General features: G+C 61.8%; 17 protein-coding genes and 3 pseudogenes. 12 read left to right on the forward strand and 8 right to left on the reverse strand.

The window, feature by feature from the left end; translation table 11 throughout:
• Nucleotides 1–166: 166 nt before the first annotated feature.
• Together P6U31_RS07885 and P6U31_RS07890 are read left to right on the forward strand one after the other, a co-directional pair.
• Nucleotides 167–1111 carry a Ku protein gene (locus tag P6U31_RS07885; RefSeq protein ID WP_407187655.1) on the forward strand — a complete coding sequence of 315 codons (945 nt, stop codon included), beginning with the start codon at nucleotides 167–169 and terminating at the stop codon, nucleotides 1109–1111.
• Nucleotides 1112–1229: 118 nt separating this feature from the next.
• Complete coding sequence (locus P6U31_RS07890; RefSeq protein ID WP_407187656.1) at nucleotides 1230–1526, forward strand: hypothetical protein; 297 nt, start codon at nucleotides 1230–1232, stop codon at nucleotides 1524–1526.
• Nucleotides 1527–1687: 161 nt separating this feature from the next.
• On the opposite strand, the gene P6U31_RS07895 is transcribed toward P6U31_RS07890, so the two are convergent.
• Both P6U31_RS07895 and P6U31_RS07900 read right to left on the reverse strand, forming a co-directional pair.
• Nucleotides 1688–1957, reverse strand: coding sequence for a hypothetical protein (locus tag P6U31_RS07895; protein WP_407187657.1), 270 nt, complete (start codon nucleotides 1955–1957; stop codon nucleotides 1688–1690).
• Between the two features lie 234 nt (nucleotides 1958–2191).
• Nucleotides 2192–4000: a caspase family protein gene (locus tag P6U31_RS07900; protein ID WP_407187658.1), complete on the reverse strand. Its 1809-nt coding sequence runs from the start codon at nucleotides 3998–4000 to the stop codon at nucleotides 2192–2194.
• A gap of 192 nt (nucleotides 4001–4192) precedes the next feature.
• On the opposite strand from P6U31_RS07900, the gene P6U31_RS07905 reads away from it, so the two are divergent.
• A complete protein-coding gene (locus tag P6U31_RS07905) occupies nucleotides 4193–4936 on the forward strand; it encodes a methyltransferase (protein ID WP_407187659.1) in 744 nt (247 codons plus the stop codon).
• A 69-nt stretch (nucleotides 4937–5005) separates the two neighbouring features.
• On the opposite strand, the gene P6U31_RS07910 is transcribed toward P6U31_RS07905, so the two are convergent.
• Nucleotides 5006–5701: a papain-like cysteine protease family protein gene (locus tag P6U31_RS07910; RefSeq protein WP_407187660.1), complete on the reverse strand. Its 696-nt coding sequence runs from the start codon at nucleotides 5699–5701 to the stop codon at nucleotides 5006–5008.
• 564 nt (nucleotides 5702–6265) lie between these two features.
• Between P6U31_RS07910 and P6U31_RS07915 the strand changes: the two genes are divergently transcribed.
• The gene (locus tag P6U31_RS07915; RefSeq protein ID WP_407187661.1) at nucleotides 6266–6724 is read left to right on the forward strand and encodes a DUF3833 family protein; all 459 of its coding nucleotides are present in this window, start codon (nucleotides 6266–6268) and stop codon (nucleotides 6722–6724) included.
• Between the two features lie 93 nt (nucleotides 6725–6817).
• Here the strand turns inward: P6U31_RS07915 and P6U31_RS07920 are convergent, their stop codons facing one another.
• The 3 genes and pseudogenes from P6U31_RS07920 to P6U31_RS07930 form a co-directional block, all read right to left on the reverse strand.
• Entirely contained in the window at nucleotides 6818–8635 is a 1818-nt protein-coding gene (locus tag P6U31_RS07920) for a UvrD-helicase domain-containing protein (protein ID WP_407187662.1), read from the reverse strand.
• A 44-nt stretch (nucleotides 8636–8679) separates the two neighbouring features.
• Nucleotides 8680–10504, reverse strand: a pseudogene (locus P6U31_RS07925) (ATP-dependent nuclease).
• 399 nt (nucleotides 10505–10903) lie between these two features.
• Nucleotides 10904–12089, reverse strand: a protein-coding gene (locus tag P6U31_RS07930) for an IS3 family transposase (protein WP_407187663.1) whose coding sequence is annotated in 2 segments (ribosomal slippage) — nucleotides 10904–11837 and nucleotides 11836–12089 — 1188 coding nt in all. Because the reading frame shifts where the segments join, the coding sequence is not laid out codon by codon here.
• A gap of 44 nt (nucleotides 12090–12133) precedes the next feature.
• On the opposite strand from P6U31_RS07930, the pseudogene P6U31_RS07935 reads away from it, so the two are divergent.
• A pseudogene (locus tag P6U31_RS07935) lies at nucleotides 12134–12388 on the forward strand (ribonuclease HII); the annotation flags it as partial.
• Between the two features lie 28 nt (nucleotides 12389–12416).
• Here the strand turns inward: P6U31_RS07935 and P6U31_RS07940 are convergent.
• Nucleotides 12417–12833: pseudogene (locus P6U31_RS07940) on the reverse strand (DNA ligase); the annotation flags it as partial.
• A 339-nt stretch (nucleotides 12834–13172) separates the two neighbouring features.
• On the opposite strand from P6U31_RS07940, the gene P6U31_RS07945 reads away from it, so the two are divergent.
• From P6U31_RS07945 to P6U31_RS07960, 4 genes are all read left to right on the forward strand, one after another.
• On the forward strand, nucleotides 13173–14675 hold the full coding sequence (locus P6U31_RS07945; RefSeq protein ID WP_407187664.1) for a glucan biosynthesis protein G: 1503 nt from the start codon (nucleotides 13173–13175) through the stop codon (nucleotides 14673–14675).
• Nucleotides 14663–16783 (forward strand): glucans biosynthesis glucosyltransferase MdoH, encoded by a 2121-nt coding sequence (gene mdoH, locus P6U31_RS07950; protein ID WP_407187665.1) that lies wholly within the window; start codon nucleotides 14663–14665, stop codon nucleotides 16781–16783. Before P6U31_RS07945 ends, mdoH begins: the two co-directional genes overlap by 13 nt.
• Nucleotides 16784–16902: 119 nt before the next feature.
• A complete protein-coding gene (locus tag P6U31_RS07955; RefSeq protein WP_407187666.1) occupies nucleotides 16903–17241 on the forward strand; it encodes a DUF1236 domain-containing protein in 339 nt (112 codons plus the stop codon).
• Between the two features lie 123 nt (nucleotides 17242–17364).
• Nucleotides 17365–17745 (forward strand): hypothetical protein, encoded by a 381-nt coding sequence (locus P6U31_RS07960; protein ID WP_407187667.1) that lies wholly within the window; start codon nucleotides 17365–17367, stop codon nucleotides 17743–17745.
• A 76-nt stretch (nucleotides 17746–17821) separates the two neighbouring features.
• Here P6U31_RS07960 and P6U31_RS07965 read toward each other — a convergent pair whose 3' ends face one another.
• Nucleotides 17822–18241, reverse strand: coding sequence for a hypothetical protein (locus tag P6U31_RS07965; RefSeq protein ID WP_407187668.1), 420 nt, complete (start codon nucleotides 18239–18241; stop codon nucleotides 17822–17824).
• Between the two features lie 479 nt (nucleotides 18242–18720).
• On the opposite strand from P6U31_RS07965, the gene P6U31_RS07970 reads away from it, so the two are divergent.
• The 3 genes from P6U31_RS07970 to P6U31_RS07980 all read left to right on the forward strand — a co-directional run bounded on the left by P6U31_RS07970 (nucleotide 18721) and on the right by P6U31_RS07980 (nucleotide 19566).
• Nucleotides 18721–19128, forward strand: a complete 408-nt coding sequence (locus tag P6U31_RS07970; RefSeq protein ID WP_407187669.1) for a hypothetical protein — start codon at nucleotides 18721–18723, stop codon at nucleotides 19126–19128.
• Nucleotides 19129–19228: 100 nt separating this feature from the next.
• Nucleotides 19229–19438: a hypothetical protein gene (locus tag P6U31_RS07975; protein ID WP_407187670.1), complete on the forward strand. Its 210-nt coding sequence runs from the start codon at nucleotides 19229–19231 to the stop codon at nucleotides 19436–19438.
• Between the two features lie 5 nt (nucleotides 19439–19443).
• Nucleotides 19444–19566, forward strand: coding sequence for a hypothetical protein (locus P6U31_RS07980; RefSeq protein WP_407187671.1), 123 nt, complete (start codon nucleotides 19444–19446; stop codon nucleotides 19564–19566).
• Nucleotides 19567–19568: the final 2 nt, after the last annotated feature.

The raw sequence follows: 19568 nt of genomic DNA on the forward strand, positions 1-19568 counted from the left end.
GCGCTGACAGCGTCATGCGCGGAATGGTTGTCGGCCCAACCGGGTCTGGGGGGTCCCGATGCGCGGGGATCGCGGATGCGCCGCCGTTTTCTGCACAGGTCATGTCGGAACCCAGGCCGGCCGTTCGTCTTGAATCCGAGCCGCCTCGAACCGGAGTTCTGCGTCAATGGCCCCGCGTGCCAATTGGAAAGGTTTTCTGAGACTGTCCCTCGTCACCTGCCCGGTGGCGCTCTATCCGGCCACGTCCGAGAGTGAGAAGATCTCGTTCAACCAGCTCAACCGCCAGACCGGCCACCGCATCAAGTACGTGAAGGTGGACGCGGACACTGGCGACGAGGTGCCGAACGAGGACATCGTCAAGGGCTACGAGCTCGACAAGGGCCAGTATATCGAGGTGTCCAAGGAAGAGCTCGAGGAGATCGCACTGGAGTCCACGCGCACCATCGAGATCGACGAGTTCGTCGACAGGTCGGACATCGACCCGCGCTATCTGATCCGCCCCTATTACATCCGGCCCGACGGCAAGGTCGGCCACGACGCCTTCGCGGTGATCCGCGAGACCATCCGCGAGATGAACAAGGTCGCGATCGGGCGGGTGGTGCTGACCAACCGCGAGCACATCATCGCGCTGGAGCCGATGGACAAGGGCCTCGTCGGCACGCTCCTGCGCTACCCCTACGAGGTGCGCAGCGAGCAGGAATACTTCGACGAGATCCAGGACGTGAAGGTCACCAAGGACATGCTCGATCTCGCCAGGCACATCGTCAACCAGAAGGCCGGGCGCTTTGAGCCCGACAAGTTCGAGGATCATTACGAGACTGCGCTGATCGAACTGATCAACGAAAAGCGCGCCGGGAAGGTCATCCGGCCGAAGGAGCGGCCGAAAGGCGAGAACGTCGTCGACCTCATGGAGGCGCTGCGGCGCAGCGTCGGCAAGGAGGCCGGGAAGCAGGCCGCACCCGCGAAGGCGGACAAGCCCGCGAAGAAGCCGAGGAAGGCGGCGGCTGGCCAGAAGGAGATGCTGATGCCGATCGCGGGCAGGAAGGCGGCGGCTGCCAAGGAGGCGTCCGCGAAGAAGCCGGCGGCCGGGGCGCGGCGGAAATCGGCCTAGGCGGTCGCTGAAAGAATTGCGACACCCCGCGGGCCTGGAAAGGAACGCCTGAGACAACCGAGCGTTCGCGGTCCAGGGAGGCGCAACCCGCGCATCCGAATTTTCAGGAGGGTTCATCATGAGGACCATCTCGAGCGCACTTGTTTTCGCACTGGCGCTTTCAGCGCCGGCCGCTTTTGCCCAGACCGCGAAGCCCGACGCCTCGGCCGCGCCGAGCGCGCAGAACTCGGGCACCGGCATCGCCGGCCAGCCCGGCAACAAGAATGGCCCGGCGGCGAAGCCCGGCGAGACGGTCGGCTCCAGCTCGACGCTCAACCAGCAGAATCCAACGGTCCAGCAGCAGGACACGTCCAACATCAAAGGGCTGCCCGGAAATAAGAGCGGCCCTCCGGCCAAGAAGCCGGATCAGCAGTGATGTCGTTAGCTCGGCGATGGAGAGGTGATGCACATGCCTTCTCTTTCCATCGCCGGGCTTCCTCACGATCCGAGCGGTCTCGTCGCGGTGGAATGAGAGCCGGTGCGACAACTCAATAGGGGAATCGGAAGCTGTCGCCGGGGCGCGCTCCCGGAGGCGGGCTAGTCGGTTTGCGGCGGGCACTCCGGACAAGCATCGCCGATCGAATTGAGGACGTCGTTGATCTCCGCCACAGCTTGGTCGGCGGAGAAGCCGTTCGGCGGATCCTCGCGCGCAAGTTCGACTGCGCGCTGCCGAGCGTGCGGGTCGGCCCGATCCCTGGCCCAGCCATGCTCCTCGCATTCGCAGATGGCGCCGGCTTCCTGCAGAAGATTGATCGCCCATCCCCTCAGCGTCCGGATCGGCGGCCGTCTTTCCCTGGTCATCAGCATGCGAGATCGCTCCTGCGGGATGAATCCGTGCGGCCGCCAGATCGTTCCGGGCGGTTAGCACGGGGCAGGGATTCGCAAACGGCGGGGCTGGGCTTGTCCACAAGGGGGATGATGAGCGCTCAATCGTTAACTTGAGCGCTCACGGTGCAATGCACCCGATTGTCGGCTTGCGTTAGCCCGATCTGGCATCGGTCCAACCGGGTGTATGACGTCTGCGACCGGCAGCGTGCATCCTCACGGCAGGAAGAACGGAATGAAGCCTATGCCACCACCACCACCACCGCCCGCGCCAGCGCTCGCCTCGGCTTTCGGCGGCCTCGCAGGCCGTTCCGGCGCCTCTTCGCGGTCCCTGTTCCGGCGCTCGAGCTTTGCAGATGGTGTCGGACGGGCCTTGCGCTTCTCGCACTCATTGTCGTCATTCAGGACATAGCCCGCGGCGCAGGTGATCTTGACGCACTGATCTCCGTCGCGCCTCTGACCGGATTTGCAAGTCAGCGGGCAAACCCGCCCCGTTTTGAGCCTGATCGCCTCGAGCGCATCGGTGCTCGCGGCCTTGGCATCAAGCGTGCTGCCGGCATTCTTGTTGTATAATTCGATCGCACGCCGCGAAGCCGCATCCCAGTCGCCATCGGCCGGTCCGCTAAAGCAACCGACTCTACGCAACTCGGCTTGCACAGATTTTGCAATCTCGGCTTTGGACGCTGGCGTGGGCGGCGGTGTCTGCGCGGGTGTCTGTGGCGCCGACCGCGCCGCCAGCTTTGCGTCAGGGTTCGGGTTGGCGTCTTGCGACGGGGGCTGAGCGCCGATTTTCGCGACGGCTATTTCAGCTTCCCGGCGACGCTGCTCGGCCTGCGCGGCCAATTGCTGCGCGGCCTCTTTGGCCTTCTCCGCCTCCACACGGGCGTCCTGCGCCGCTTTCAAGTCCGAGGCAGCTTTGGCCAGCTGCGTCTGCTGGGCACCCTGGTTCAGGAGCCGCGCCTGCTCCTGCTCGGCCTGCCGCGCCTTTTCGGCTGCTGCGGCGCGCTTGTCCTCCGCATCGATCTTGGCGAGCTGCAGCTTGGCCAGATTTGCGTAGTAGCCGTCAGGATACTGGGCGAGGAAGTAGTTCAGCGCATCCTTGTTGCCGATCTGCAGCGCCAGCTCGTAGTCCTGCCGAATCTCGGCACGCGCCGGGACCGGTGGAGTTGCAGGCAGCGGTGGTGGAGCCGGTTGCGGCGCCGCGGCGACCGCTTCCTTCGCTTCCTTGCCCGCTTCCTTGGCCGGCGCCGGCACGAGCGGCACGTCGTCGCCACCAAGCGTGCCGTAGACATAGGGCTCCTGCTTGTTGCCGGTCGCCTTCATGACGTCGTCACGAACGAAGCCGAACACCCTGCGCAGGTCCATACCGGGAGTGGCGATATATTTCACCAGTGCCGAGGCATAAGGACTGTTCTTGCCGCCACCGTCGGACGCCGTCGAGCCCGCCTTGGCGGCAAAGGCAACCAGCGTATTCGAGGTCGCCGGTTCGATTCTGGCGAGTCCCCTGCTGACAGCCCGCGAGCCGACCGTGCGCTTCATCTTGTCGGCGAATGGATTGTTGCGGCAGGCATCGAGGATCACCAGCCGCAGCTGCCGTGCCGGCTCGATCGCCAGCAGCACTCGCTCGAGCGAAAAGGCTTCGTCGTAGACGTCTGTATCGCGCTCGAGCGTCGCGTCCGTCGGGATCAGGTAGTTGGTGCCTTCCAGCTCGATGCCGTGGCCCGCGTAGTAGACGACAGCGACATCCGAGTCGCGCGCCGTGTCGGCAAAATCGCGCAGCGCACGCCGCATCTCGGTAGCCGGAAGATCCGTGCGGGTCTGGACAACGTCGAAGCCCGCTTTCTTCAGCGTCTCCTCGACGATCGCAGCATCATTGGCCGGGTTGGCAAGCAGGGCGGCGTTCTTGTAGGCCGAGTTTCCGATGACGAGCGCGACACGATTCGCAGCCCATGCCGGGTGACAGATGATCAGCGCAGCGACAAGAAACAGAATACGGCGCAATGTCCCAGATCGGTGCAAATGCATGCCAGCACCACTTCTCGATGGTCTTCTTCCATCGTTTGTCTTGCCACGACAGCAGCGGGTTCAATGCGATGCCATGATCAGGCTGTGGAACCAACAGGGAGCCGCATCACGGCCGCGTGGCTGGCCGGCCAATTGACCTGCCCGCCAGCCTGCCCTTTGATGAGGCAGGTTTCGGACAGGCGAGATGACCCCGTGACTGACGCCAAACTCGACCCGGCGATCATGGCCCGGAAGGAGATTGCCGGGCGCGGCGTCAATTCCTGGCTGGATTGGACCGCCAGGGCAGTTGTTGTGATCGTGTATGGCGGATCTGCTCTGATGGCTGCGGCGAGCGTCCCTCATCTGCTTCCGCCGGACGATCTCCACGGCTGGCTTGTCGTTGCCGCCAGAATTGCCAACATCCTGTTCCTCGGCCTCGTCGCGCTGACAACCATCATCCGGCTGGCGCCGATCATGAAATCGCAGGGCATCGAGACGCGGGTCTCAGCTTTGCTGGGCACCTTTTTGAGCCTCGTCCTCGCATTTCTCCCGAAGGCAGAGCTCGGCCCGATCTGGTTGGCTTTGTCCACGACGTTGATCCTGGTGGGGACCTCGCTTTCGATCGTGGTGCTCCGCTGGTTGGGCAGATCCTTCAGCATTCAAGCAGAGGCCAGGCGCCTTGTGACCAAGGGGCCTTATCGGATCGTCCGCCATCCTCTCTATCTCTGCGAGGCAATAGCCCTCGTCGGCATGACCCTCCAGGTCCTTTCACCGCCTGCCGTCCTCGTCGCCGTCGTGATCGTGATGATCCAGTGCCGACGGATGATCAACGAAGAGCGGATCCTGAGACAGGCTTTTCCCGAATATGCCGCCTACAGCACGACAACCCCTTTTCTGATCCCACGCGTGTTGGCCCGTTGGCCAACCAGGCCGGGACCAAGCTCCCTGCCGAGATGATCGATCCGCACGCCTGACACCACGCGTCACACCGATCGACGTGCAGCCGCGGCGCAGCGGCGAACCATTTCATGGAGTCTTGGCGGGCGGCTCGGTGTTGGACGGCGGCGTCTTGCTCGACATCGCGATCCGGTTGTTGCCGAGGTAGTAATACCATGTGCCGCCGTCCCACACGCGCCACCAGCCCGTCGGCCATGGCAGCGGGTATTTCTTGGTCACTCCATCCGATGCGAGAACGAGCTCGTTCGCAGCCGATACCGGCCGCCTTCCTATGGTCTTTGGGTCGCGCACATACATTGGGCTTATGCCGCCCATCGGACCGGTGCGCCGAAGGTTCAACATTGTCACCAGCATCGACTGATTGGGGCCGACGGCGGGATCATGATAGACGACGTCCTTCTCCATGATACCGATGATGACCGACACGTGAAGCCCGCGACCAGGAACCCACCAATTGACCATGATCGGCCCGCTGCTGGTCAGCGCCGCATCGAAATCGTGGGGTGCAGTCAATCGTGTCGTCACAGGAACCAATCTTTCATTTCTCAGGAACGTGTTTAACTCCGGCCCCGCCATCGGCAGCCCCTTGTGCGTGCCGTCCGGGTTGTCGAGCTCAGGCACGGCCTTGCGTGCGGAATAGGGGCCCCCGTAGTACACGCTGACCATTCGCGCGCATGCGTACCAACAACCGGTGGGATCATCGATCTCAGGTCCGCTTGGACCGGCGTTTTGGGAGAAAAACGGAACCGGGCCATCCAAGGGCATGATCGGTCCTCCTGATTTTGCAATGCTCAATGATACGCGTTCAACCTGGAAGCGCCCCCGCGCGGAATTTGATCTCGCTCCAACTCGGCGGTGCAAGCGCGAGCGAAGCGTTCAAGGTCCGTGGCCGCTCAGCCTGAAGCTGCCGCCTGTTGCTCGGACATCGTTCGATGGAATGGTGCCAGAGCGGGAATCCCGGCTGCAGTTGATCGCTCATCATTGCGAGCCCCTTCAACATCGAAAAAATCAACGCGCAAGGCAAATGCGGGAAACGGCGTGTAATGATGGTCATCCTGCATCAGTCTAGTTGGCAAGGCAATACAACTGGTAGATGTGGCTTCCTCAAAACATAGGAGGCGTCAATCTCGACAAAGGAGAGGCTCGGATCGGCCCATGATCCCTCCTGCGGGACGAATCCGCGCCGCCGCCAAACCGTCCGAGCGTTAGCAGGAAGCAGGTGGGCGGTCTGACATGCGGCGCAAGCACTCAGCGGAGCTCAAGGTTTCCCCTCAGGAGCCCTGGGTCCGAGAGGCGACTTATGTCGTCATCTGTTTCGGAGGACCCGCCATGGCCATCGATGCGTTCGCCGGCACCACGCCGGTGTTTCTCCCCGAGCAGTTCTTCGTTGGCCGCCTTGAAGGATGGGCGGTGGTCGAGAGCCTCGTCGGCGGGCTCTTGAAGCGCGCGACGATTGCTGCTCATGGCGAGCTAGACGCGGACACCGACACCGTCGTCCTGACCGAAACCTACACCTTCGATGACGGCCACAGCGACACGCTGCGCTGGACGATCCACAAGCTCAGCGAAGGTCAGTACACTGGCCATGAAAACCGCCTGGAAGGCGAAGCCTCCGGCGAGCAGGCCGGTTGTGCCTTCCATTCGAAATACACGCGCGACACGCCCCAGGGCGATGGCAAATCGTTCAAGCTGAACTTCGATGACTGGTCTATGCGATCGACGATTGCGCTTGCATCGTGCGCGGCAGCGCCGGGCGTGCGGGCATTCCGTTCGCGACGGCGCATGTGACTTATCGGAAGGTTTAGGTTGGCACTACCGTGAAAGTGGGCTCATTCTTCGACCAGCAATGCATCGCAGATTTTATCGTCCACGCTCGCGGAATTAGCGGGTCAATAATACGCAGATATCATCTTTCGGCGTCAGGATTGTGGTACGGACCTTTGCGCGTGTGACGCTGACTCGAAAGTTCTGGCGCGCCTGGATCATCGCTCCGTCTCGGACATTGCCTCCGACAATTCGGTCGGGGTTGGCCACGACCTCGCCCCTGATGCGCTTGGGCCACCCTTCGAAGATGATGACTTCGTCGAATTGCTTGCCCTTTGCTTTGTGCATGTTCATCACGACGATGCCTGATTCTGGTTTATGCGCTGTGGCGAAATGTTCTTGTACGAAGGCCTGCCGCGTTATTTCAAACGCATTGCGATATCGGCCAAACTCAAGCCAATCTTGCAAGAGTGCCTGGCGGAGTTGAGTTCCTCGTTCGAGCAGTCGTACATTTCGAACCTCCTTGGCGACGTCTATGAGACGTGAACAACCGCCAGCGTCGAGGATCGAGCGAACCACGACCCAATCCCTATCCGGATCTCCCGTCAGTGGCAGCGAGCTTGCCGACCTAAAGATCTCATCAGTGGCTTTCAAAATGCTCTTCGCGGGTGCCGATCTTCCTTTTGCAAGACGTTCATTCCATTTTGCCAGCGCGGCCCGAAAGCGTGCCGCTTCTTCCAAGTCGCCCTTCGTCGGGGCAGCTCCTCCACGCCCGTGAAAATAGCCACACAGCAATTGCACAAATTGATTGAAGGATGCCCCATCCCTATCCTGCTGCAACAGGAAGGCTATGATCTCGGCGGCGAGGATTGGGCCCTCCATATCGACCGCTGCAGAATGGTTGATAGGCGGGACCGCCCCAAAAGGCTCGCGAAGGATGTCAGACACAATTCGGGTCATTCTCTTCGTCGGCACCAGGATTGCGAGTGACCAGTCGCGCTTCCCGTTCGCGAGCAGTCGCTTTCGCGCCTGCAGCACCTGACTCACTAACGTTGCGAAAGCTTGGTTTGGGTTAGAGGCGAACACGCCGAAATCGATTCCCTGGTAGTTGGACTGCCGAAATCTGCCCGTCAGGATATCGTTGCCGAACAGCGTAATCTCAGTGCCCTTGCTTCGATGGTTGTCACCGGCAAGATCGTGGACCGATGGTTTGAACGAGGCCTTGAAGTGGTTGAGCCGCTCTGGATCGGCGCCGATAAAGTCGAATATCCGCTGCTCTGGATCGGCCAATGCGATTAAGGTGCTTCCGCTGCCGAGGGCGTTTACCACCCGCCACTGATCGGCACTCGTATCCTGAAACTCGTCGAGGATGATGAAGGGATACATGGTTGAGATCAAGGTCCGAAGCTTTTGCGACCCGTGCAGTAATGTGCCCACTCGGCTCGCGAAAAGATCGAAACAAACCTTACCTTCCTGTATCGCCAGCCGATTGCGTTCGGCTTGCTCACGTTGCCATTTCTCAGCCTTCTCCTCGTTAGAAAGCTTCGAGTCCTTTTTATAATCGCGGCGAACGTTGGATAGCGCAATTGCCTCGTCCGCGGGCGTCACGATGGTCAATCGACGAGGAAGTCCGACAAGATACCCATGTGTCTTCAGGATACGCCAGAAGAAGGCGTGATAGGTGTCGACCTCGATGCACCGCTTTTCTTCCCGCGTGATCTGATTTTCTTCGTCTATCGCTTCCAATACACGCGAGACCGTCGCACGCGCAAAACTCAAGAATAAGATTCTCTGGCCTTGCCGAAGCGCCTCGCGCGCGATCTTCGCTGCCTTAAGGATGGATACCGTCGTCTTGCCGGATCCGGGCCCGCCGGTCACGAGCTGATGACCATCGGCTCGCAGAACGTCCTTTTGTCCGTCGGTCAGGTTGACCATATTTGTACTCGCTCAGCAAAGTGGGGTCGACGAGCACCGAATCTTCACCCCGCCTTCGGTGGCGCGGGTGGGAAGGGAGGAGGAGAGGAGGGTGGAAATGGAAATGCCGGCGGGTCGCATGCAAACTTGAGTGCTGAGCAGGTATCCCGAAGCCACTGCGGCATCTCGCTCTCGTTGCACTGAGCAAGAAAATCCGCAATGCCCCAATTTCCCTTTGCCCACCCGAAATATTCCTTCAGTGCGGCGAGAGCCTGTGCCTTCGGGTTTGAGTATTTCGTCAGCAGGTGAGGGGGCCACTGGAGAGTGTCGGCGAACCGCTCCAGCGCCGCCTGCGTCGTGTTCTTCAAGATGAGATCCTCGATCCCTTTCTCACTGTGCATGAAGACGCGCTCGACCTGGGCCTCGATTGCTGCCTTTGCGTGATCTGTTTGTTTATCGCAGAGTGCGAAGGTGCGCTTGCCAAGCGCCTTATAGAGCTTCGCCAAATCTGCGATTTGGCTTTCGGTTCCGGCATCGATCACGCAAATACCAAGAGCTTCTATCGAAGCGTAGGTCGTGGGATTCAGTTCGGCTAGTCGACGCGCTGCAACCGGTAGCGACGTCGCTTCCGTGGCGCCCTCGGCGATAAGCACTCGACGGGCCAGCAGATCCTCGCAGAATCGTGTCCGGAACTCCTGACGATAGCGCTTGTGCTTCACACTTTCCGGTAGCTCGATCTTAGCGGTGGTCAGAATGCCATCATCGGCACGCGATAGAATTATTGTGTGTTCGAGGGCAAATTCCTCCAAAAACGTAGGGCGAGTGCGAAGTGAAGATCGATTGCGCCGACAGCTTCCTTAGCTCATGAACAATTCGTTTCTGAGCATAGGGCGGAATAGCCGTCTCGACCTCTTCCATCGCGAAGATCACGTTCTGCTTGTCCTCGGCTATCTGGGAAAGCAGCGCGAGCACCAGCATATTGATCGTGCCAGTTCCCTGGCCATAGAAAGGTGCGGCATGGTCGCCGCTGCCGGTCGCGATAAAAGCGGTCACCACCTTCCGCAAGTGCTCTCGAGTCAGGCTGGACACCTTGAGATGCGGGCTAACGCCCCATTCGCGGGGAACGTATTTCTTCAATGACTTGTTTATGCTCTCAAGGACACCCGAAATGCCAATCTCCGGATCGCTTGCCACATCAAAACCTGCGAGGGTTTTGAGGGTGTCCTCCCACATCTGAGGGCGGATTTCCTTGAGGCGCAGGATGATGTCGAGCAAGCTGCCATGTTCGAGGCTCAGTGCTCGTGAGCCAGTTCGTAGCGATCGTAAGAACAGGAAGCCGCAGTGTTGCTTGTCTTTCTTTGAGAATGAGGTCGGCGCATCTTCCTCTGAGAGAGTTCGGGAAAAGTAAGTGTTCCCGATGAAGTCGTCTTCTTCTGCATCATATTCACCGATGAATGTCACCCTGAGAGCCGCAACGACGTCGGCCGAGTCGATACCGGCGGGATCTGGCTCATCGTAAAAGACGCCACCGCTGCTCTTTAGCCATTCCACCTGGCCCCCAAACCGCGCCTGTTGTTCCAGCGAAAGGTTGGTAATGGTGACTTCGATCTTGATTTTCGGCACCTCCACCAAGGGGACTGCATCGTCCTCGCCGTTGCCTTCATCGGTAGCACCGGGAGTTTCCGCGCGATATTTGCCCTGATAAAAATCGTGTTCGTCCACCGGTGGGCGTCGATTAAGCCGATCGGGACCAAGCACGAGATCAATTGCTTCGAGCACGGATGATTTGCCGGCGTTGTTATCGCCAATGAGGATCGCGTGGTCTGGGAGAACGAGGTTCGCTGCGCGGATACCCCTGAAATTCTCGATAGCAACAGAATGAATCTTCATGAGTTGGGATCAATCTATAAGAGAATGATCTAAGAGAATATCATTGAAGTAGTCGTTCGGTATCCGTCATCTTACGGAGGTGCCTCTGCGCTCGGATGCAGGATTCCGATCAAACAAAACGAGGCGTGGTAATTTGCCGACTTCGGTTGGTGGGCCCGGCAGGACTCGAACCTGCAACCAGACCGTTATGAGCGGCAGACCATCAGTAAGCTTCGTTGATTTTGCTGCATTTTCGTTTGAATTTGATTGCGTTCGTAATGGTTTGTTCACGTCTTTTCTGGTGCGAAACTGGTGCGGTCAGCGAACTTCTGTAAGCACTTTACGCCATTAGCGACACAGTCTCCGGAGATGGATCGGACCGCCACATCTCGCCAAGAGCAGTGACCTGCCACTGAATTTTCATCCAGCGGCGGTTAGAGTCTCGGAGTTTTGTACGCCAAGTGGCGCGGGTGGAGCAACGGACGATCGGCGGAGCTGGTCGGGGTTGCGCAGCCGATCGTCCGTTGCGGTGAGGTGGGCGGCGTAGGCCGCGGGGGTCAGGTATTTCAGCGACGAGTGGGGACGTTGGTGATTGTAGTCGGCGATCCAATTGGTGATCTTGGTGCGGGCGTCGTCGAGATCGAAGAACAGAGTCTCGTTGAGTAGCTCGTCGCGCATCCGGCCGTTGAAGCTCTCGACGAAGCCATTCTGCATGGGCTTTCCCGGTGCGATGAAGTGCCAATCGATGGCTGCGTCCTTGCACCAAGCCAGCATGGCGTTGCAGGTGAACTCGGTGCCATGGTCGGACACGATCATTCCTGGCTTGCGGCGTCGCTCGACGATTGCCGTGAGTTCGCGGGCCACGCGCCGCCCCGAGATCGACGTGTCCGGAATAGCGCCCAGGCATTCCTTGGTGACGTCGTCGACGATGTTGAGGATGCGGAAGCGTCGGCCATTGGCGAACTGGTCGTGGACGAAGTCCAGCGACCAGCGAGCATTGGGCTTGGGCTCGACCAGGATCGGGGCCCGGGTCCCGACGGCCTTGCGGCGAGCCCGCCGCTTGCGGACGGTGAGCCCTTCCTCGCGATAAAGCCGGTAGATCCGGTTGATCCCCGATGGCTCGCCCTCCCGCCGCAGCAGGACGAACAGGCGGCGATAGCCGAAACGCCGCCGCTCGTTGGCGAGATCGCGCAATCGGCCACGCAGAACTGCGTCCGGTGGGCGGCTGGAGCGATAGCGGATCATCTTCCGATCCGCACCCACGATCGAGCAGGCCCGCCGTTCCGACAGGCTCATGACGGCCTGCAGATGCGCGACAGCAGCGCGCTTGGCGGCGGGCCCTACCATTTTTTGAAAGGAGCTCGCGAAGTGCGGCTGCATCGAGCATCTGCTCGGCCAGAAGCTTCTTCAGCTTCCCGTTCTCCTCCTCCAGGGCCCTCAACCGCTTCGCCTCGGAAACGTCCATGCCGCCGAATTTGGCCTTCCAATTGTAGATCGTCGCCTCGGAGATCCCGTGCTTGCGAGCCAGATCGGCCGTCTTCGCCCCCGCCTCATGCTCCTTCAGCACCGCAATAATCTGCTCTTCCGTGAACCGTGCTCGCTTCATCTGTCCGTCCTTCTTCGGGCCGGACTCTAACTCCTTCTGGAGGAAAGTCCGCCAGCATCGCCGCCGCCTCCATTCTCGCGAAAGTCGAGCGCGACGCAGTTATGCGGACGCTCGACGTGCGTCACCCCGGCTACGGATTTGCGGATCACAAGGGCTATCCGGTGCCGGCTCATTATGAGGCGCTCGCCAAGCTTGGCGCATGCGCTGCTCACCGGCGGTCGTTCGCACCGGTCCGCAAGGCTCTCGGGCTGCCGGCCCTGCCGCCGTGGCCTTCGGCAGCCGAGCGCGAACCCGGCTGAACAGGTCGTACGCTTCGTTTTGGTGGCGCTATTTTCGCGACCACTTCTTTTCGCGAACGACGTCCGCGGCCTTTTTGTCAGACCGCAGTCCGAGATAGACCGGCTGGCGCAGCTCGCCCTTGCTGGTCCACTCCGCGAACTTCACCTCTGCGACCAATGCAGGACGCACCCAAGTCGTGACTTGCTCATCCTTTACCTTGGCAGGGAACGGCGACTTTGCCGTTTTGAGCTTCATGAGCTTGGCGTGAAGCTCTTCGAGAGCCTGGTGGCTGAAGCCGGTGCCGACGTGGCCTATGTACCGCCATGCATCGTCTTCGCGTACCGCTAGCACGAGAGCGCCGAAGAAGAGCCGGGTTCTCCTCGGCGCCGTGAAGCCGGCTATCACAACCTCCTGCCGCTGCGCGGTCTTCACCTTCAGCCAGTCGGCGGTCCGGCGTCCGGACGCGCAGAGAACGGCCGCGGTTTGCCCGCTGTTCCCGGTGGCGGAACAATGTTGCCCCTACTGAACATCGAGCTTGAAGGACTAGGTCGCTGGCTGGCAGCGACGGGGCGTGGGACGAGCAAGCGGCAGAGTGCGTCTCTCGTCGCACCGCCCTCCATATGACGGGAGCGGATATTAAACCTGTTCCGCAGTGACGAAAACGCGATCACGAATTCGGCCTGCGAAAACTGGGGTGGTCGTCGGTTCATGGTTCATTGTCCTCACTGGAGGATTGTGGCTGTGATGGAACTCGCGGGCGCGGCGGTCGTTGCATGGCCGCGGCAGCAGTAGCGAGGAGAGCACGTGAACCGACGCCAGCTTGTTCAAGGGTCGGCGTTGCTGCCAGCTTTGCTGCTTGCTTCCCGACGCAGCTTGGCCGCCCCACCAGATGCGTTCGGGCCATCCACCGTGAGGGACTTGGCGCGGATGCTGGCGAGCAAGCCGTACGAGGCGCCAGACGAGAAGCTCCCGAGCGGATTGAAGGACCTGGACTACGATCAGTATCGTTCGATCCGCTTTTTGCCCGAGCGGACGCTCTGGCGCGGCAAGAATCTTCCCTTCGAGGCGCAGTTCTTCCATCGCGGCTTCTTCTACAAGAACCGGGTGAACATCTTCGAGGTCGCGGACGGAAAGGCCACCGAGCTCAAGTACCGCAAGGCGGACTTCTCCTTCGGCGAGAAGGTCCCAGCGTTCGAGGACAGCGATCTCGGGTTCGCGGGCTTCCGCATCCATGCGCCGATGAACCGTCCCGACTACTACGATGAGGTCTGCGTCTTCCTGGGCGCGAGCTATTTCCGCGCCGTAGCCAAGGGGCAGACATACGGGCTTTCCGCGCGTGGGCTCGCGATCGATACGGGCGAAGCCAAGGGCGAGGAATTCCCGCTGTTCAAGACGTTCTGGCTCGAGCGGCCGGCGGCGGGTGCGACCTCGTTGGTGATCCATGCCTTGCTCGATAGCAAGAGCTGCGCCGCGAGCTACCGGTTCACCGTGCGTCCTGGGGAGACGACGGTCTTCGACGTCGAAATGTCGGTCTACCCGCGTGTCGAGATGCCGCGCGCCGGTCTCGCGCCCATGACCAGCATGTTCTTCTACGGTCCGAACGACCGCAACGATATCGACGATTTCCGCCCCTCAGTCCACGATTCCGATGGCCTTGGGATCTTCAACGGCAAGGGCGAGAGCCTGTGGCGGCCGCTCAGCAATCCGCGCGATCTCCAGATCAGCACCTTTCAGGATCTCAATCCGCGTGGCTTCGGGCTGATGCAGCGGGAAAGAAACTTCTTTGCCTACCAGGACATCGAATCCAGCTTCGAGAAACGCCCAAGCCTCTGGATGGAGCCGATCGGCGATTGGGGCGAGGGCGGCGTCGTGCTGTTCGAGATTCCGACCAAGGAGGAGGTCCACGACAACATCGCCGCATTCTGGCGGCCGAAGAATCCGCTGCAGGCCAAGGGTGAACACATCTATACCTATCGGCTGCACTGGGGCCCGGATAGTCCGAAGCCGCATTCGCTGGCCCGCTTCACGCGAAGCGGAATAGGGGCGCGGGGCGAGGATGCCCGCCTCTTCGTCCTCGATTTGGTCGGTGAGAACCTGAAGGGCATCGATCCTGCGGGCGTCAAAGGCGTTGTTACCGCGGAGAAGTCCGAAGTGAAGAACATCGTCACGCAGCCCAATCCGTACACCGGTGGCTGGCGTCTCAGCTTTCAGTGCCAGGTGAAAGGGGAGCCGGTCGAGCTGCGGGCGTTTCTGACCGAGGGCGACAAGCCGCTTTCGGAAGTCTGGGTCTACCGATGGGCTCCCTGAACACGGCGCCCCGGCCGCTCGCCGGCGATCTGGCGACGCAGCGGCTGCTGCCGCGCGAGATGCCCCTTCCGATGGCTCCTGGCGACCTCGCAAAGAGCCGGGTACCCGACCGCGTTCCTGCGGCGGCGGGCCCGGCGATGGCTTGGCGACGCGGACTCGTTCTGCTCGCGACGGCGGCGCTCACGGGGGCGGGCGGTTATGAAATGTATCGCGTGCTGGAGGTCGGCGGCGTTACCGTCCTCGAAGCCATGGTGCTGGCGCTGTTCCTCGTTCTGCTCGCCTGGGTCGCCTTTTCGTTTGCCTCCGCGCTGGCCGGCTTCTTCGTGTTGCTGTCCCATCATCCAGACGCCTTCGCGCCAGATGCGGAGCTACCTTCGCTCGCAAGCCGCACCGCCATGCTGCTTCCCACCTACAACGAGGACCCCCACCGACTGACGGCCCGGTTGCGGGCGATCATCGAGTCCTTGGAAGCGACGAACCACGGCGAGCTGTTCGACTGGTACGTCCTGAGCGACAGCACCGATCCGGACATCTGGGTCGCCGAGGAGAGAGCGCTTCTCGCGCTGCGGCAGGCCGTCGGAACGCCTCGGCTGTATTATCGTCATCGGGCCGAAAACACGGCCCGGAAAGCCGGCAACATCTCCGAATGGATCACGCGGTTCGGCGCCGTCTACGACTTCATGATCGTGCTCGACGCCGACAGTCTCATGAGCGGGCAGACCATCGTCCAATTGGTCCATTCCATCGAGACCAATCCCACCGCCGGGCTCGTCCAAACGCTCCCCATGGTCGTCAATGCACGAAATCTGTTCAGCCGGGTCCAGCAATTCGCAGGCCGCCTGTACGGACCGGTGATCGCGGCCGGCGTCGCCTGGTGGCACGGCTCGGAAGGCAATTACTGGGGCCACAATGCGATTATCCGCGTGAAGGCGTTCGCGGAATCGGCCGCGCTGCCGCAGCTGCGCGGGCGCAAGCCATTCGGCGGGCACATCCTGAGCCACGATTTCGTCGAGGCTGCGCTGATGCGGCGGGCCGGGTGGGGCATCTACATGTTGCCGACGCTCGGCGGAAGCTATGAAGAGGTGCCGCCCTCGCTGCTCGATTTTGCGGCGCGCGACCGACGCTGGTGCCAGGGCAATCTTCAGCATCTCGCCGTGGTCCCTGCGCGGGGGCTGCACTGGGTCTCACGGCTGCATTTCATGGTCGGCATAGGGGCCTATGTGACGGCACCGCTATGGCTGCTGTTCCTGCTGCTGGGGATGCTAATCTCGCTGCAGGCCCGCTTCGTGCGCCCGGAATACTTTCCGAAGGGTTTTTCGCTCTTTCCGACCTGGCCGGCCCAGGATCCCGTGCTCGCCATTTGGGTGTTCGTCGCCACGATGGGACTGCTGCTGTTGCCGAAGCTGCTCAGCCTCGTCCTCGTTTGGATGCGAGGCCCGGTGAGGCGCCAATTCGGCGGCGCGTTGCGGACCTCGGCCGGAGTTCTCGCGGAGATCGTCGTCTCCGCGTTGATGGCGCCCGTGATGATGATCTTTCAGTCTATCGCGGTGATCGAGATCCTGGCCGGCCGCGATGCCGGCTGGCAGACGCAAAGGCGGGACGACGGCACGGTGGAGCGCCGCGAGCTCTATCGGAAGTACGGCATCCCGACCTTGTGCGGCGTTGCGATGGCCGCGAGCGCATACGCCGTTTCGATTCCTCTTCTGCTCTGGATGTCGCCGGTGATCGTTGGGCTGCTGTTCGCTGTCCCCATCGGGGCGCTGACGGCCAGGCCCGCGCCCAGCAAACTGTTCGCCACCCCTGAAGACCGGGAGCCGCCGGCGGTCCTGCGCCGGGCCAACGAATTGAGCGCGGCGGCGGAGATACACATCAAACCCGCTCTGGTGGCCCTGCGCGAGGACCCCGAGCTGCTGGCCTTTCACGTCGCCCAGCTACCGCCTCCTCGCGCCGCCCGGCCCGACACGGTGGACGCCAACCTGGCGGTCGGCCGTGCCAAGGTGGATGTGAGCGAAACATTCGAGGAGGCAGCCGCGCATCTATCTTCGCGGGAGGTCTTCTCGATCTTGAACGACGGTTCGGCGCTCTCGACCGTGTTGCAGAAGCGATGAGCGCATAGGCGCTCTCGCCTCTGAGATTCGGGAAGATTTGGCAATTATCCTGCCCCGTCCGGAACCTTGCCATCATTCGCGGGTTCTCGCATGCCGCATCTGGCGGCGAGGAGAACAACATGAACAAGCTTCTACTGACGACTGCCATGGCCGCGCTGATCTCGACGGGCGCGATGGCGCAGTCGACGGTTGTCACCACCACCGGCACCGGTCACGCGGCCGCCGTGCAGATCGAGCCGGAATACCGCACCAAGATCCGCACCTACGTGACCGAGCACAAGGTTCGTCCGGTGCAGCAGAAGATCGTGGTCGGCCAGCCCGTGCCGCGCGAACTAGAACTCGAGGCGGTGCCCGCCGACTGGGGTCCTTCGCTCACCAAGTACCGCTATGTCTACTCGGGCGAGCGCGTGATGCTGGTCGATCCGTCGACCCGCACGGTCGTCCAGGAGATCGACTGAGCTCCCGGCGGGTCGCTGATCACAGCGGCCCGCCACCCATCCGGCCCCGCCGTACCTTGATTTCCCATTTGCGAGCGGCCGTCCATGCCGATCATTCGTTATTTCGTTTTCGTCGGCGGGTTCTTGCTGGCGCTGCTCTTCGCTGCGGATCGATACCTGCCCGCTCCCGTCGAAGCCGCCGCCGTGGCCGACCCCGACAGGACCATCATCCGCATAAAATCGGCGAGGAGCATCCCGGAGAAGATCGTCTTCGATACCAGCCAGCGGGCCGAAGCGCCGATCGTCGCCCAGGCCGATCCGATCCCGGAAGAGCCGCTGCGAGAAGTGCGAGAAGCCATGGCCGCCGTGCCTCCAGCACCCTCCGGCGAGACCCGAAAGGAAGCGCCGGCCCGCGCCGCGGCGGTCCTCACACATCCGAAGCGATCGGCAAAGCTGCAGAAGCGAACACCAGACCGGCGTCTCGCCTTCGAGCGGACCGATCCATTTGCCGGCAGATGGTGGTGAGCGGAAGCGTGACTGGGGTTCAAAGAAAAAGGCCGCTCCCTCGGGTGCGGCCTCGTCACCTTCACATGCGCCCCTCTCACCAGTGGCGGTGGTGCCGATGCCAGTGATGGCGAACGACGAGATAGGACCCACGATAGTAGGCGTAGGCAGGGCGGACGACGCGGCGATAACGATAACCGTAGGACACGGGCGCAGTGTAGTAGGACGCGGTGTAGCCGCCGCCCCAGCGATAGGGCTCGTCGTACCCATAATCGTAGGCGTAGGGGCCGCCATAATAGCCGGCGCTATAGTAGCCCGGGCCGCCGTAATACCCGTATCCCGGTCCCCAGCCATACGCCGAAGAGGCGAGGCCGCCGATCACGGCACCCGCAACCAGGCCGCCGGCGATTCCTGGTCCCCATCCGCCCCGCCAGTGAGCTTCGGCAGGGGCCGTGGTGGCCACCGAGGCAAGACCAAGGGCGCCGACCATCAGCGCCGACATCGCAACCTTCTTCATCGAGCATCCGTTCACGTTGTTCGAGCGCCCCGACCACAACGGGAAAAAATGGCAAATGGTTTCGCTTCCCCCGGCGGCGAGCGGGCAATGGATGCTCCGCTTCACTCGAGAGCATCGAGCTTGGACCACAACGGCAAAGTCTAGGTTCGGTCCATTTCATGTTGCGTTGCGGTAGCTTCGCTTGGTGTAACGGCGTTAACTTTGTTGAATTCACCGCACGGCGTTCCGCAGTAAACTAACTCTTCTTGCGTTGGGGGTTCCCATGTTCGATCCGGCCACGACCGCGCTCTTGCGCGCCGTCTTCGACGAGGTCTGCGAAGACGTCTCGCGCCACGAAACCGCGGCACGCACCCATGTTGCCTCGAGGCTTCTGGAAGCGCGACGAACGGCGGCAGCTCGCCGGAGAGGCTGAAGCAGGTCGGACGCGCGGCCCTCCACGACGCTCCGACCATGTGGCGATAGGGCAGAGGAAGGCTGGTGTGAACTTCCAGGTCACCGTGCTCAAGATCCTGGTGAGCTATCCCGACGGGTTCGCCGTCATGGCCGATCTCAAGCGCGACATGGCGATCCTGGCGACGAGCGGGCGCGACTGGGCCGAGCGGACCAAGCGTCTCGCCGCACGCGTGCCGGAGCTCGACATCTTCTCGCAAGGACTAGTCGAGCGGCTGAACGGCGGATGGCGGATCACGGAGAAGGGTCGATCCGTGCTCGAGCTCATGGAAGCCAAGCCTGCCGAGCCGAGGACGCAGAGCGCGGCGCCCGCCGTTGATCCGCCGACTTCAAGTCCAGCGGCGACCCCACCTCTCGCGGCCAGGCGCTCTGGCCGAAGCCAGCGCCTGCAGCGCCGACGTGCGGCACGCGAGCGAGCCCGCGCAAAAGCGTGCTGAACGCGCGATTGTCCGGTTGACGCGGCTTACCGGGAAAAACTGGAAACTTTCCGAAGCGCCTTGAGTTGGCAGCGACTGGGTTCGTCTCCGGAGAGTGAGCATGGCCGGCAACGTCGTCTTGAAGAACGCCACGGAGACCGCCTGGACTGTGTATCGGGCGCGACATCCCGATGTCGACGCGCATGATGGCCGACGCTGTCTCATGGAGCGCCACCTGCATCGGAGGTGGAAAGAGCGACAGAGCGATGCCGAAGAACTCGCGACCTTCGGTTTAGCCTACCTGCATCGGCTTCCCAGAGACGAATGTTGACGTGCATGAAAATGCTCGTCGCACGCGCAGCCCTCGGAAGCACAAGGCCGAGTTGGACGCTGCTCGCGATTTCGTTTCTGATCTCCGCGATCGTCGTGCTCGGCCTGCGCATCGCGTTCGGGGCATAGCT

Origin of the sequence: Bradyrhizobium centrosematis, assembly GCF_045571495.1 — a bacterium.
GTDB lineage: Bacteria > Pseudomonadota > Alphaproteobacteria > Rhizobiales > Xanthobacteraceae > Bradyrhizobium > Bradyrhizobium centrosematis.